The 13685-nt window shown below is 58.6% G+C and carries 9 protein-coding genes; 4 read left to right on the forward strand and 5 right to left on the reverse strand.

Going from position 1 to position 13685, the window contains the following annotated elements:
- Positions 1–50 precede the first annotated feature (50 nt).
- The 5 genes from DW037_RS01215 to pflB form a co-directional block, all read right to left on the reverse strand.
- Positions 51–1502, reverse strand: coding sequence for a PTS transporter subunit EIIC (locus DW037_RS01215; protein WP_117583518.1), 1452 nt, complete (start codon positions 1500–1502; stop codon positions 51–53).
- 45 nt (positions 1503–1547) lie between these two features.
- Complete coding sequence (locus DW037_RS01220; RefSeq protein WP_117583519.1) at positions 1548–2930, reverse strand: family 43 glycosylhydrolase; 1383 nt, start codon at positions 2928–2930, stop codon at positions 1548–1550.
- A 183-nt stretch (positions 2931–3113) separates the two neighbouring features.
- Positions 3114–4124, reverse strand: a complete 1011-nt coding sequence (locus DW037_RS01225; protein ID WP_022094949.1) for a LacI family DNA-binding transcriptional regulator — start codon at positions 4122–4124, stop codon at positions 3114–3116.
- Between the two features lie 301 nt (positions 4125–4425).
- Positions 4426–4677, reverse strand: coding sequence for an autonomous glycyl radical cofactor GrcA3 (grcA3, locus tag DW037_RS01230; protein WP_117583521.1), 252 nt, complete (start codon positions 4675–4677; stop codon positions 4426–4428).
- Positions 4678–4762: 85 nt separating this feature from the next.
- Positions 4763–6814, reverse strand: coding sequence for a formate C-acetyltransferase (gene pflB, locus DW037_RS01235; protein WP_117629918.1), 2052 nt, complete (start codon positions 6812–6814; stop codon positions 4763–4765).
- A gap of 551 nt (positions 6815–7365) precedes the next feature.
- Between pflB and DW037_RS01240 the strand changes: the two genes are divergently transcribed.
- The 4 genes from DW037_RS01240 to DW037_RS01255 all read left to right on the forward strand — a co-directional run bounded on the left by DW037_RS01240 (position 7366) and on the right by DW037_RS01255 (position 13635).
- Positions 7366–7815 carry a MarR family winged helix-turn-helix transcriptional regulator gene (locus DW037_RS01240; RefSeq protein WP_117629917.1) on the forward strand — a complete coding sequence of 150 codons (450 nt, stop codon included), beginning with the start codon at positions 7366–7368 and terminating at the stop codon, positions 7813–7815.
- Positions 7812–10178, forward strand: coding sequence for an ABC transporter ATP-binding protein (locus tag DW037_RS01245; protein WP_117629916.1), 2367 nt, complete (start codon positions 7812–7814; stop codon positions 10176–10178). The genes DW037_RS01240 and DW037_RS01245 overlap by 4 nt, the downstream gene beginning before the upstream one ends.
- Positions 10178–12034 (forward strand): ABC transporter ATP-binding protein, encoded by a 1857-nt coding sequence (locus tag DW037_RS01250; RefSeq protein WP_117629915.1) that lies wholly within the window; start codon positions 10178–10180, stop codon positions 12032–12034. The genes DW037_RS01245 and DW037_RS01250 overlap by 1 nt, the downstream gene beginning before the upstream one ends.
- 569 nt (positions 12035–12603) lie before the next feature.
- Positions 12604–13635, forward strand: coding sequence for a 3-deoxy-7-phosphoheptulonate synthase (locus tag DW037_RS01255; RefSeq protein WP_117583526.1), 1032 nt, complete (start codon positions 12604–12606; stop codon positions 13633–13635).
- The last annotated feature ends 50 nt before the right edge of the window (positions 13636–13685 follow it).

Genomic DNA, 13685 nt, shown 5'->3' on the forward strand with positions numbered 1-13685 from the left:
AGCGCCCTTCCTCAAATGGACTTATCCGCACATTACGCTGAACGGCTCAACTAGAAGCTGACATCGAAGCCAGCACCAGCGCCCTCTTCATCGGTGGTCGGAACGCCCTTTGCCTTGTTGTAGGCAAAGATCAAGACGATCGGCACGATAAAGGCGATGAGATTACCAGCCACATACCACACGAGAGTCTCGGGCGTAACGATGAGCAGGCCAAGCACACCGGTCAGACCCTGACCGATGGCGCGCACCTCAAAGAACTTCACGAAGGCACCGCCGCAGCCTGCACCGATGCATGCGCAGATGAACGGAATGATCGAATAGCGCATGTTTGCAGCGAAGATAGCGGGCTCGGAGATACCGACCAGCGTCGGAATAAAGGACGACATGCAGATGTTGCGCTCTTTGGAGTGCTTCTTGTGAATGAGGTACATGCCGATGGCGCCGCCGCCCTGGGCGATGATGGAGACCGACCAGATGGCCTGGATGTAGTTGAAGCCAGTCGTGGCAACGAGGTTTGCCTCGATACCCTGGATGAACTGATGCGTACCGGTAACGACGAGCGGCTGCAGGAACGCGGCGAAGACAAAGGCACCAAAGACGCCCATCCTGTTGTACAGGACATCGATTACGCCAGCGAGGACGTCGCCGATCAGGTTGCCGAGCGGGCCGAACACGGTGAACAGGGCAACGTTAGCAAGAATCAGGGTAACGGTCGGGACAAAGACAAACGAGACGACCTCGGGGATGTACTTCTGGGCAATCTTTTCGACCTTGGCCATAAACCAGGCAGTCAGGATTGCAGGGAACACGCCGCCCTGGAAAGCAACCATGGGGATGGAGAGCGGACCGAAGTTCCAGTACTCAGCACCCGTCGGGTCCATAACGAACGTGTTACGGTTCATAAGACTCGGGTGAACCATGACGATACCGACGAGGATGCCCAGGATCGGGTTGCCGCCAAAACGCTTGACCGCGCTATACATAACCAGGACAGGCAGGTAGTCAAAGGTGGTGGCGATAATGGCAAAGAAGCTTGCGAGGTTCTTGAGGAACTCGCTGTGATCGGCGAGGCTGCCCTCCATGCCGAAGAGGCCGTTGGCAACGATCAGCGACTTAAGGCCGATGATGATTGCAGCGCCGACGAAGGCGGGAATGATGGGGATAAAGATGTCCGAGAATACCTTGAGGACCGAGAAGAACTTGCCCTTCTTGTCCGCCTCGGCGCCCTTGACCTCGGAAGCGCTGATCTCCTTAACGCCCGTCAGAGCCATAAACTTATCGTAAACCTTGTTGACGGTACCGGTACCGAAGATGATCATGAGCTGGCCGCTGTTGTACAGCACGCCCTTGACGCCATCGATGTTCTCGAGCTCGGCCTTGTTGTATTTGCTCGTATCCTTGAGCACCAGACGCAGACGGGTCACGCAATGCGTGGCGCCCTCGATGTTCTCCAGTCCGCCGACGTTGTCGACGACTTGCTGGGACACTGCCTTGTAGTCCATGTTCCTCTCCATTCCTTTTCTAAATCATAAAACGGTTCGTTGCCGCTACAGAGACGCGATCGTTGCGTTTGCGCACTTGAGCGCACCGTCGGTGACGGTAAGCGCCACACCCTGGCCCTGCTTGTTGCAGAAGCGAGCGTTGAGCGCAACATCATCGACAAAGATGGTCGCGATATCGTCGTCAACGACCAGGCGCACATGATGAGTGCCCTCGCCCTTAAAGAACAACGGACGCTCGAGGCCCATGTTGTTGACCTGGAACCACGGGTACTGGGGAGCCGGCGTGAACTCGAGCTTGCCCTCGCGCAGGTTGGCGCGGAACTCATAGGCAAGACCGGTCTCGGCGTCCTCGGCGAACTTGACCGAGAAGCCGGCAGCGTTACCGCCGAGCTCAATGTCGGTATCGAGCAAGTAGGTGGAGCCGGCGTCTGCAGACAAAACCTGCTCGACCTTGCCCGACTCGCAGGAGAGCTCGAAGGCTTCGACAGCCTTGCCCTCGCCAAAGGCGCCGAGCATGCTGTCGGGAAGCTTGGTGCCGAGCGTTCCGTCGGCACGCTGAACGATCTCGAGGGGCATGAAGGTACCACCCCACAGGTAAGAGCTGGGGTCGTCGCCCTCGTCACGCGTAGGAACCCAACCAAAGAGAACGCGACGCTCGCCATCGAATGCGGTGCGAGCGGCGTAGTACGCGCGGCCGTCGAAGGAGTCGTCAGCGGGGGTAATCCAAGGACCGTTGATGGACTTGGACATGCGGTAACGGGTCTTGTTGCCGTCGCTGTACTCGGAAAAGACGAGGTACCACCAGTCGCCCATCTTAAAGAGATCAGGCATCTCAAACATTGTGTACAGGCCTGGGTTCCACCAGTCGCCCTGGAACTCCCAGTTGGTCAGATCCTTGGAGGTGAACTTGACCAGGCGGCCGGTCATCAGACGCTTGTCCTCGCCCACACGCGTGCCGAGGATGAGCATGTACTCTTCGTTCTCCTCATCCCAAAGCACAAAGGGATCGCGCCAGTTGCGGTCATCGTAACCCTCCTGGGGCGGAAGCAGCGTCTCGGCGATGTTCTTCTCCCACTTGACGGCGTCGTCGCTCGTTGCGTGAAGAAGAACCTGCTTCATCAAACGTGCGCGGACCTTATCGCGATTGCAACCAGTGTAGAGCGCATGGTACTTGTCGCCCACCTTAAACACCGTGCCGGCATAAATGTACTGGTCGACTTCCTCGTCGCCGCCGCGCTCAAGGCTCTCGCCAAAGTCCTTGTAGTTGACGAAATCCTTGGTCGTAGCGAGTGCCCAGCCAAACGGCTCTCCGAAAGGTTCGGGGTTACGCGTGTCACGCTGATGATAGAGATAGAACGTGCCGTCCTCGCCGTACGGCATGATGTCGCCTACCCAAATTCCCTCAGGCTGGTAATACACCTTGTGCATCCGAGACTTCCTTTCCACGACATACTAACTCGGTACAATGGCAAGATATGTCAATCGTTTTCATATGTCAAACGTTTTCATATCAATACGTCTTTTCGCAGTTCCAGTCGTCGGTAAACGGTTGACATATGCCGGCGAACGGTCATCGGAGGCGTTTGAGGAATTCTTTTGGCACAGGATGAACTACGCGGTTTTGCCCTCAATGAGTTCAACGGGGAGCTTGATATTCGATTCGGGATTATCGCCGTTAATAAGAGCGATGATGGATTGCGCCGCGAGCTCTCCGATGCGATCGATATCTTGACGTACGGTTGTTAAGTCAGGCATAAACGTCATAGTTCGGCGGGCACCATCCGCGCCCACGACCTTAATATCGTCTGGAGCGCTCAAGCCGCGCTGCTTCATCACGTTGAGACAGATGGCCGCCATCGTATCGTCTCCCGCAAAGATGCCGTCAATATCGGGGTTCTCATCGAGGATCTTCGCAACGACCGCGCCCTTTTCGTCGTCGGGCTTAACGAACTCAACCTCACGGACAAGCGCGGACAAACCGGCCTGCTCAACAACATCGAGGTAGGCATCGGTACGCTTATTGGCGGGCATGCGCATGCGGCTATTGCTGCGCAGGCACAGGATACGCCTGCAGCCGTCATCAATCAGACGGCGCGTGGCGAGCTCGCCAATGCCATAGCTGTCACTTGCAATCTGGACAGAGCCCTCGCCAAGATCGCAGTCGATGCCAACCAGGCTCAAGCCCATCTCGGCATATGCCTCGGCACCGATATTGAGGGAGTTGACGATGACGCCGTCGACCATATTGCGGCGGAGCATGTCAATATAGGAACGCTCAAGATCGGGTCGATTGGCACTGTTGCACAGCAACATCTTAAAGCCGTTTTCCGCTAACGTGCGCTCGACCGCCTGCACAACCTGAGCATGGAACGGGCTGCTCACAAAGGGAACGATCATGCCGATAAGGTTCAGACGGCCGTTGAGCATGGCACGGGCGATATCGTTGGGCGTATAGTTGATGCGCTCCATCGCGGCATGGACCTTATCGCGGGTCTCTTGGCTAATATAGCCGCGATTATTAAGCACGCGAGATACCGTAGTAGGCGAAACCCCCGCCACCGCTGCAACTTCCTTGATGCCAGGCTTAGCAGAATCCTTAGAACGAGCGCCCTCGCGAGCCATAGCACCCTCCCCCATCAACATGTCATACGTTTACATACGAACAAAGCATACCCCAACAACAGCGGGAAGACGGTAACGGCACAAGTAAGTAGACGACTCATCCAAATAATTAGGAGAGTTCCGCCTAAAGGGTGACTACACAGGACCCCCGCCGGGCCGCTTTGGGTTACTTTCCAAAACATTTCCGCAGGACGCAAAGGGCTCCGCCGCGCGAAGCGCGCAGCGGAGCCCTTTGCATGTCCGAGGACGTTTTGGAAAGTAACCCAAAGCGGCCCGGCGATCCTGCGGGAGTTAAACCCCTTTAGAACTTGTCGTGGAAGGTACGCGAAATGACCTCGTCCTGCTGCTCCTTGGTGAGCGTGTGGAAGTTCACGGCATAGCCGGAAACGCGGATGGTCAGCTGCGGGTACTTCTCGGGGTGAGCCTGAGCATCGAGCAACGTCTCACGGTTGAAGACGTTGATGTTCAGGTGATGGCCACCCTTCTCGGCGTAAGCGTCGAGCATGTGGACCAGGTTATCGGCCTGAGTCTCGGAAACTTCAGAAACCTTCATAATGTGTCTCCTTCGATCGATAGGCGCCGGCCGAAACCGGCGCGCTAATCAGTAATCGTTATTGTTAGTATAGCACTAACAATAGTTACTCGCCCAGCTGATCAAGGTCGATATCGCCAAAGAACACCTGGTCCTCCTTGCCGAGCGCACCCGGGATGATGGAGAAGGTGTTGGAGATGCCGTCCTGAGCATCGCGGAACGGGAGCTTGGAAACCGAAGACAGCGAAGCGATGGCGCCGTGGCTATCGCGCTTGTGCATGGGGTTAGCACCCGGGGCGAACGGCTGGCCGGCCTTGCGGCCGTCGGGCGTGGAACCGGTCTTCTTACCGTACACGACGTTGGAGGTAATGGTCAGAACCGAGGTCGTGGGCACGGAGTTGCGGTAGGTGTCGTTCATGCGGATGTACTCCATGAACTGGTGCACAACGTCGTGAGCGATCTGGTCGACGCGGTCGTCGTCGTTACCGTACTTGGGGAACTCGCCCTCGGTCTCGAAGTCGACGATGATGCCGTTCTCATCACGGACGGGGTGGACCTTGGCGTACTTGATGGCGGACAGGGAGTCAGCCACGACGGAAAGGCCAGCGATGCCCGTAGCGAACCAGCGGTGCACGTGCTTGTCGTGCAGAGCCATCTGGATGCGCTCGTAGCAATACTTGTCGTGCATGTAGTGAATGATGTTCAGCGAGTTGACGTACACGCCAGCGAGCCACTTCATCATGTCGTTGTACTTGGCCACAACGTCGTCGTAATCGAGCGTATCGCCCTCGACGGCGCGATACTTGGGGCCGACCTGCTTCTTGGAGACCTCGTCAACACCGCCGTTGAGTGCGTACAGCAGGCACTTGGCCAGGTTGGCGCGGGCGCCGAAGAACTGCATCTCCTTGCCGATGCGCATGGAGGACACGCAGCAGGCGATGCCGTAGTCGTCGCCATGGTAAACGCGCATGAGGTCGTCGTTCTCGTACTGGATCGAGGAGCTGGCGACAGAAGTCTTGGCGCAGAACTTCTTGAAGTTCTCGGGCAGACGGGTCGACCACAGAACGGTCATGTTGGGCTCGGGGCTGGTGCCCATGTTCTCGAGCGTGTGCAGGTAGCGGTAGCTCATCTTGGTAACGAGCGTACGGCCGTCAACACCCATGCCGCCGATGGACTCGGTGACCCACTGCGGATCACCGGTGAACAGGGCCTGGTACTCGGGGGTACGGGCAAACTTGACCATGCGGAGCTTCATGATGAAGTGATCCACGAACTCCTGGATCTGCTCCTCGGTGAAGGTACCGTTGGCAAGGTCGCGCTCAGCGTAGATGTCGATGAACGTAGAGGTACGGCCGATGGACATAGCGGCGCCATTCTGCTCCTTGACGGCAGCGAGGTAGGCGAAGTACATCCACTGGATGGCCTCCTGCGTGTTGGTAGCAGGGTTGGAAATATCGAAACCATAGGTCTCGGCCATCATCTTGAGCTCGCCGAGGGCGCGGATCTGCTCCTGCAGCTCCTCACGGTCGCGGATGTTGTCGGCGGTCATGACCGTCGGGGTGGAAGCCTTCTGGGCCTCCTTGTCCTTGATCAGGTAGTCAACGCCGTACAGGGCGACACGACGGTAGTCGCCGATGATGCGGCCGCGGCCATAGCCATCGGGCAGACCGGTGATGATGTGAGCCGAACGGCAGGCGCGCATCTCGGGGGTGTAGACATCGAAGACGCCGGCGTTGTGGGTCTTGCGCTCGAAGGTGTAGCGCTCGACAACGTTCTCGTCGACCTTGTAGCCGTGCTGGCTGGCGGCCTGGCAAGCGATGCGGATACCACCGTTGACGTGCAGAGCGCGCTTGAGCGGCTTGTCGGTCTGGAGGCCGACGATGGTCTCCTTCTCGCGGTGGGCGTTATCGATGTAGCCAGCGGGGTGGCTCACGATACCCGTGACGGTCTTGGTGTCCATATCGAGGACACCGCCCTGCTCGCGCTCCTTAAGCAGCAGGTCGAGAACCTCGCCCCACAGCTCCTTGGTACGCTCGGTCGGGCCGGCGAGGAACGACTCGTCGCCCTCGTAGGGGGTGTAGTTCTTCTGGATGAAGTCTCGGACGTCAACCTCTCCCGTCCAGATGCCTTCCTTGAAGCCTTCCCATGCCTCCTGCATTGTGTAACCACGCTCCTAGTTACGTGTAATGCGGCGCTCTCTCACACCGCTGCTTATTGAATTCTTGAATGTTCGGCTTGCACCACCGGCTTCATTCGCCTTCCGTCGCGCGTTAGCGCAGGGAAAAACGTTTATTCACCTTGGTCTTGCAACCCTAAACCCAAGATTTCACCCGTTAGTGAAGGATAACATAGCCACCCCCTTCATCAGGGCTGTTATATGTTCCTTTTTTTGTGTCATTAGAGCGTTTTCAACAAATCCGCAGGAAACGCGCCCGCCATCAGCTACCGTTCACCGAATTATTTGATATTTCCCCTTGCCTTTATACGTCCTTCACTCTAGCTGTTATGCCAGCTTTAGCAGGGTAAAGTACCCACCGATAGATTTTTGGGACCTGCCTAAAAATCTACTTTTTCGCCGCGACGGAGGCGGTGGCATGAAATGCCCACGAAGGTAGATTTCTAGGCATGTCCCAAAAATCTACTGTATGAGGCGTGCATACAGGGGTATCATCTTTCACCGAAAATAGTTTCTAGTGTTAGGGGTTTTCGGTGGAAGATACCGATTTCCATGAGCTTGGACGTCAGCTCTTAACTGAGTTTGGCAGCATGCATCAGCGCATTTCGCGCTTTGTGGACAAAGCCCTCAGTGGTGAGATGGCCGTCATGCGCGCCCTCATGCTCGCCGGCGGTTCGCTCACGCCGAGCGAACTCGCTGATCGCGCCTGGGTTTCGAGCGCCCGCATCGCCAACATCCTACGCGCCCTCGAAACCAAGGGCTGGGTCGAGCGCGAGCACTCAAAGACCGACCGTCGTCGCGTACACGTCACGGTGACCGACAAAGGCCGACAAGATCTCGAAATCAAACGTCGGGAATTCGAGAAACGCACCGCGGCCTTCCTCGAGCAGCTCGGCGAAACAGATACCCAAGAGATGGTGCGCCTCCTAAGGCGTGCCAACGAAATTATCGATCGCAATCAAGAAAGGAGAGATGCCGAGTGAGGATTCTCAAGCTCTTTAAAAAGCATATCCTGGCACTGCTTACAGCTATCGTGCTCATCGTGATCAGCTGCAATGCCGACCTCGCGCTACCTACGTATATGAGCGACATCGTCGACGTGGGCGTGCAGCAAGGCGGCATCGCCTCGCCCGTACCCGACACCATTCGTGCCGAATCGCTCGACGACCTCGAACTCTTTATGAACACCAAGGACGCCAAAGCTGTGGAGGCCGTGTTTAGCAAGGCTGACAAAAACGGCATTCGAACGTACAAGGGCACCGAGGAAGGGCGTGCCGATGGCGGCAAGATTGCCGACATTATGAGCCTGCCCGAGACCGTCGTCCTTTCTCTCAACCAGGGCATCGACGCCAGCTCCATGGGCGATATGATGGGCACGTCCAGCGACCAAGACAGCAGCGCCGCCCAGGCCATGCCCTCCCCCGAGCAGATGGCAGCGATGACGCCCGAGCAGCTCGCCGAGATGCAGCAGAAGGCCGCAGCGGCGCAGAACATGCAAAAGCAGATTGATGCCGACGGCGGCAAGATCACCATGAAGAGCCTGCGCCTAGGCGTTGAAGGCGGCCTCATCGACCAGGGCAAGCTCGTCGAGGGCGCCAACGATATGGCGGACAAAATGGGCTCCATGTCGGGCTCTATCGTCACGCAGCGCGCCGTGACCTACGTGCAGGACGAGTACAAAGCGCAGGGCATCGACCCCGCCGACGTGCAGAACGCCTACCTGGGCCGCATGGCGACCACGATGTTTGGCCTGTGCCTGGTGTCGCTGGTCGCCACCATCCTGACCGGCGCCGTGGCGTCGCGCACCGCCTGCTCCATCGCCCGCGACCTGCGCCGCGAGACCTTCAACAAGGTCATGCACTTCTCGCCGGCCGAGGTGGGCAAGTTTAGCCAGGCCTCGCTCATCACCCGCTGCACCAACGACATTCAGCAGATCCAGATGGCAGCGACTCTGTTCATTCGCATGTGCCTCATGGCGCCTGTCATGGGTATCGTCGCGGTCATGCGCGTCCTGGCCAACCACACCGGCCTGGAGTGGACCATCGCCGTGGCCATCGTCGCGGTCTCGGCCGTCGTCGGCGTGCTCATGGGCCTCACCATGCCCAAGTTCAAAAAGATGCAGAGCTTTGTGGACCGCGTGAACCTTACCGCGCGCGAGCTGCTCGACGGTCTTATGCCCATCCGCTCGTTCAACCGCGAGGAGCACGAGCTCGAGCGTTTTGACAAGGCATCGCTCGATCTGATGACCACGCAGCTCTACACCAACCGAGCTATGAGCTTTATGATGCCGCTCATGATGCTCGTCATGAACTGCATCACCGTGCTTATCGTCTGGTTTGGCGCGCAGGGTGTGTCCGACGGCGTGATGCAGGTCGGCAACATGATGGCGTTTATCTCCTATACCATGCAGATCGTCATGGCGTTTATGATCCTCACCATGGTTTCGGTTATCCTACCCCGTGCCGAGGTCGCAGCCGAGCGCGTGGAAGAGGTCATCACTTGCCCCACGAGCATCAACGACCCCGCCTCGCCCAAACTGCCCGCGGCCAGCGCGCCGCACGGTGAGCTCACTTTCCGCGACGTGAGCTTCCAGTATCCCGATGCCCGCGCCGATGTCATCAGCGGCGTGAACTTCACCACGCACGCCGGTCAGATGCTCGGCATCATTGGCTCCACGGGCTCGGGCAAATCCACGCTCGTGCAGCTGATTCCGCGCCTGTACGATGTCACGGGCGGCAGCATTTCGCTTGACGGCATCGACGTGCGTGACATGACCCTTTCCGAGCTGCGCCGGCGCATCGGTTACATCCCGCAGCAGGGGCGCCTGTTCTCGGGCACCGTCGAGAGCAACCTTAAATTTGCCGGCGACATGGTGAGCGATGATGACATGCACCGGGCGGCACGCATCGCCCAAGCCGAGGACTTTATCGCCGAGCGCGAGGGCGGCTACGACTCCCCCATCAGCCAGGGCGGCTCCAATGTCTCGGGCGGTCAGCGCCAGCGTCTGGCCATCGCCCGCGCGTTGGCCAAAAAGCCCGAGGTCGTGGTGTTCGATGACTCGTTTAGCGCACTCGACTACAAGACCGACGCTCGCCTGCGCGAGGAGCTGGCCAAAAACGTTACCGACGCCGCACTCGTGGTCGTGGCCCAGCGCATCGCGACCATCATGCACGCCGACCAGATCATCGTGCTCGACGACGGCCACGTGGTGGGCACCGGTACGCACGAGGAGCTGCTGCACAGCTGCCCGGCGTACCTGGAGATCGCACAGTCACAGCTTTCCGCCGAGGAGCTGGGGCTTACCCAAGAAGAGATTGAAGCCGTTATGGAAGGAGGCGAGCGCTAATGGCAGACGAAACCAAGACTCAGATTCCCAAGCCCACCCGCCAGCGTGGACCCATGGGCCGCATGGGCGGCATGCGTCGCGGCGAAAAGGCCAAGGACTTTAAGGGCACCATGAGGCAGCTGCTCGGCTATATCGGCCAGCACAAGATTGCCGTGTTTGCCGCCGTCGCCTTTGCCGTGTGCTCGGTCATCTTTAACATTGTGGGGCCCAAGGTGCTTGGCCAGGTTACGACTAAGCTGTTCGAGGGCTTGGTTGCCAAGGTCAACGGCACCGGCGATGTCGACTTTGCCTGGATCGCCAAGACGCTCGGCTTTTTGCTCTGTCTGTATCTGGCGAGCTCTGCCTGCAGCCTGATCCAAGGCTGGCTCATGACCGGCGTCACGCAAAAGATTTGTTATCGCATGCGCAAGGAGATCGCCGCCAAGATCGCTGTCGTGCCGATGAGCTACTTCAACGGCCACAGCAAGGGCGACGTGCTCAGCCGCATCACCAACGATGTCGACACGCTGGGTCAGTCACTCAACCAGAGCGTGACGCAACTCATCACATCGGTGACGCAGATTATCGGCGTGCTCGTCATGATGCTGTCGATCAGTCTGCCGCTCACCGGCGTCACCGTGCTCACGCTGCCGGCAGCCGCGATTATCCTGACCGTGATGATTCACTTCTCGCAGCCGTACTTCCGCGAGCAGCAGCAGGTCCTGGGCGCCGTCAACGGCATCATCGAGGAGGACTTTGCCGGCCAGAACGTCATTCAGGTGTTCGACCGCGCCGTGGCCTCGATCGAGGAGTTCGACAAAGAGAACGACCGCCTCTTTATGAGCGGTTGGCGCTCTCAGTTCCTGTCGGGCCTGATGATGCCGCTTATGAGTCTGGTGGGCAACATGGGCTACGTGGGCGTCGTCGTGGTGGGCGCGCAGCTCGCGCTGACCGGCAATGCCACACCCGGCGACATCCAGAGCTTTATCCAGTACGTTCGCAACTTTACGCAACCCGTGCAGCAGCTGGGCAACGTGAGCAACACGATGCAGTCGATGGCCGCCGCCACCGAGCGCGTCTTTGAGTTCCTGGCCGCGGCCGAGGAGGAGCAGAAGGCCGACGCGCAGATTCCCGAGAAGCGCCCCGGTCACGTGGAGTTCGACCACGTCAAGTTTGGCTACACGCCGGACAAGACCATCATCCACGACTTTAGCTGCGAGGCGCAGCCCGGTCAGACCATCGCCATCGTCGGCCCCACCGGCGCTGGCAAGACCACGCTCATTAAGCTGCTGCAGCGCTTCTACGACGTGGACGGCGGTTCGCTGCGCGTCGAGGGCATCGACGTGCGCGACTGGGACCGCGCGGCACTGCGCGGCGAGTTTGCCATGGTGCTGCAGGATACCTGGCTGTTTAACGGCACCATTCGCGAGAACATTCGCTACGGACGCCCCGATGCGAGCGATGCCGAAGTCGAAGCCGCCGCACGCGCCGCACGCTGCGACCACTTTATCCATACGCTCGCCGGTGGCTACGACTTTATGATCAACGAGGAGGGCACTAACCTGTCGCAGGGTCAGCGCCAGCTCGTGACCATCGCCCGTGCCATTTTGGCCGACCGCCCGGCGCTGATTCTAGACGAGGCGACTTCCAACGTGGACACCCGCACCGAGGAGCTCATTCAGCGCGCCATGGATGCGCTGATGCAAGGCCGTACAAGCTTTGTCATCGCGCACCGCCTGTCCACGATCCGTAACGCCGACGTGATCTTGGTGATCCGCGACGGCGACATCGTCGAGAAGGGCACACACGACGAACTGCTCGCCCAGGGCGGCTTCTACGCCGACCTGTACAACTCGCAGTTCGACGAGGCGGCGTAAAACCGGCGGCAAACAACCGCAATACCCAAAGAATGGGGGCGCAGGACAACCAGCGCCCCCATTTTTCGTTCTGCGGCCCTTGGACCGCATCCCCTGGAGCCGAATTGACGGTCCTTTCCAGCCCCTGTGGGCAAAAAATGGCAAATATGAGTACTGTCACCTTTTTAGTAACAGCCAAAACTGCCCCAAACGACCTCATTGCGGCCTAGATATGCCTTCAAATTGATCAAAATGCCCGGTAGCATGCTTCTGTGTGCCAACGTTAATGAACATATTTACTGTTGTGTCTATTATCTTGTAAGATCGATATGATACTACGCTAGCAACAGTACTCATATTTGCCATTTTTTGTCCATAGGGTATGCCGCAGAAGATCCAACTTGCTCCAGCGTGCCGTACGTTGGCCCTCCCCTTCCGGCGAGCGCCGACATTTCCCCAGATAAAACCGACCAAAATAAACCTGTCCCTTTTCGGCAGGTTTCACTTGCACTTTAGCGTGCGACAGCGGATAATGCCGAGCATTCGAGAATTCGCCAATTGTTGCCGTTAATTGATAAAGGAGGCCCCATATGGCCATGGAATTCAAGCGCAGGCTGCCGATCCCCATGGAGATCCGCGAGGAAATGCCGCTTCCCGCCGAGCTTACCGCCAAAAAGCAGGCATTCGACGCCGAGGTCGCCAAGGTCTTTACCGGCGAGGACGCACGCAAGGCGCTCATCATCGGCCCGTGCTCTGCCGACCGCGAGGACTCGGTGCTTGAGTACATGAACCGACTGGCCAAGGTCGCCGAAGAGGTCAAGGACAAGCTCATCATCATTCCGCGTGTCTACACCAACAAGCCGCGCACCAAGGGCACCGGCTACAAGGGGCTGCTGCACAACCCCGACCCCGAGGCGCCCGATGACCTGCTTGAAGGCGTTAAGGCCATCCGCCACATGCACCTGCGCGTTATTGAGGAGACTGGCTTCTTTACCGCCGACGAGATGCTCTACCCGTCCAACTACCAGTACCTCGTCGACCTGCTGAGCTACGTCGCCGTGGGCGCGCGCTCGGTCGAGAACCAGGAGCATCGTCTGGTGTCGAGCGGCATTTCGGTGCCTGTGGGCATGAAAAACCCCACCGCCGGTTCCACCACCGTTATGCTCAACTCCATCTACGCCGCCCAGGCACATCAGAGCTTTATCTTCCGCAACTGGGAGGTCGAGTGCGACGGCAACCCGCTCGCGCACGCCGTTATGCGTGGCTACATCGGTCTCGACGGTCGTACCTACCCCAATTACCACTACGAGCACCTAGAGCGCCTGGCCGAGCGCTACACCGAGCATGCCGGTTACGCCAACCCGGCGGCGGTCATCGACTGCAACCACGACAACTCGGGCAAGCGCCCGCTGGAGCAGTACCGCATTTGCAAGGAGGTGCTCGACAGCTGCCGCCGCAACGAGTCCATCTCCAAGCTGGTCAAGGGCTTTATGATCGAGTCTTACCTTGAGGACGGCAACCAGCCGGTCGATGGTGGGGTCTTTGGTAAGTCGATCACCGACCCGTGCCTGGGCTGGGAAAAGACCGACTACCTCATCCACGAGATCGCAGAGCGGGTTTAGTTACGCGGGCCGCATTTGGACAATCTGACGTTCAACTTCAAGGGCGCGAC

Origin of the sequence: Collinsella sp. AF39-11AT (assembly GCF_003474585.1) — a bacterium.
GTDB lineage: Bacteria > Actinomycetota > Coriobacteriia > Coriobacteriales > Coriobacteriaceae > Collinsella.

Excerpts from the sequence above, each read along its gene's own strand:
- DW037_RS01215 (WP_117583518.1), bottom strand. The coding sequence starts at position 1,502 with ATGGACTACAAGGCAGTGTCCCAGCAAGTCGTCGACAACGTCGGCGGA.
- DW037_RS01220 (WP_117583519.1), bottom strand. The coding sequence starts at position 2,930 with ATGCACAAGGTGTATTACCAGCCTGAGGGAATTTGGGTAGGCGACATC.
- DW037_RS01225 (WP_022094949.1), bottom strand. The coding sequence starts at position 4,124 with ATGGCTCGCGAGGGCGCTCGTTCTAAGGATTCTGCTAAGCCTGGCATC.
- grcA3 (WP_117583521.1), bottom strand. The coding sequence starts at position 4,677 with ATGAAGGTTTCTGAAGTTTCCGAGACTCAGGCCGATAACCTGGTCCAC.
- pflB (WP_117629918.1), bottom strand. The coding sequence starts at position 6,814 with ATGCAGGAGGCATGGGAAGGCTTCAAGGAAGGCATCTGGACGGGAGAG.
- DW037_RS01250 (WP_117629915.1), top strand. The coding sequence starts at position 10,178 with ATGGCAGACGAAACCAAGACTCAGATTCCCAAGCCCACCCGCCAGCGT.
- DW037_RS01255 (WP_117583526.1), top strand. The coding sequence starts at position 12,604 with ATGGCCATGGAATTCAAGCGCAGGCTGCCGATCCCCATGGAGATCCGC.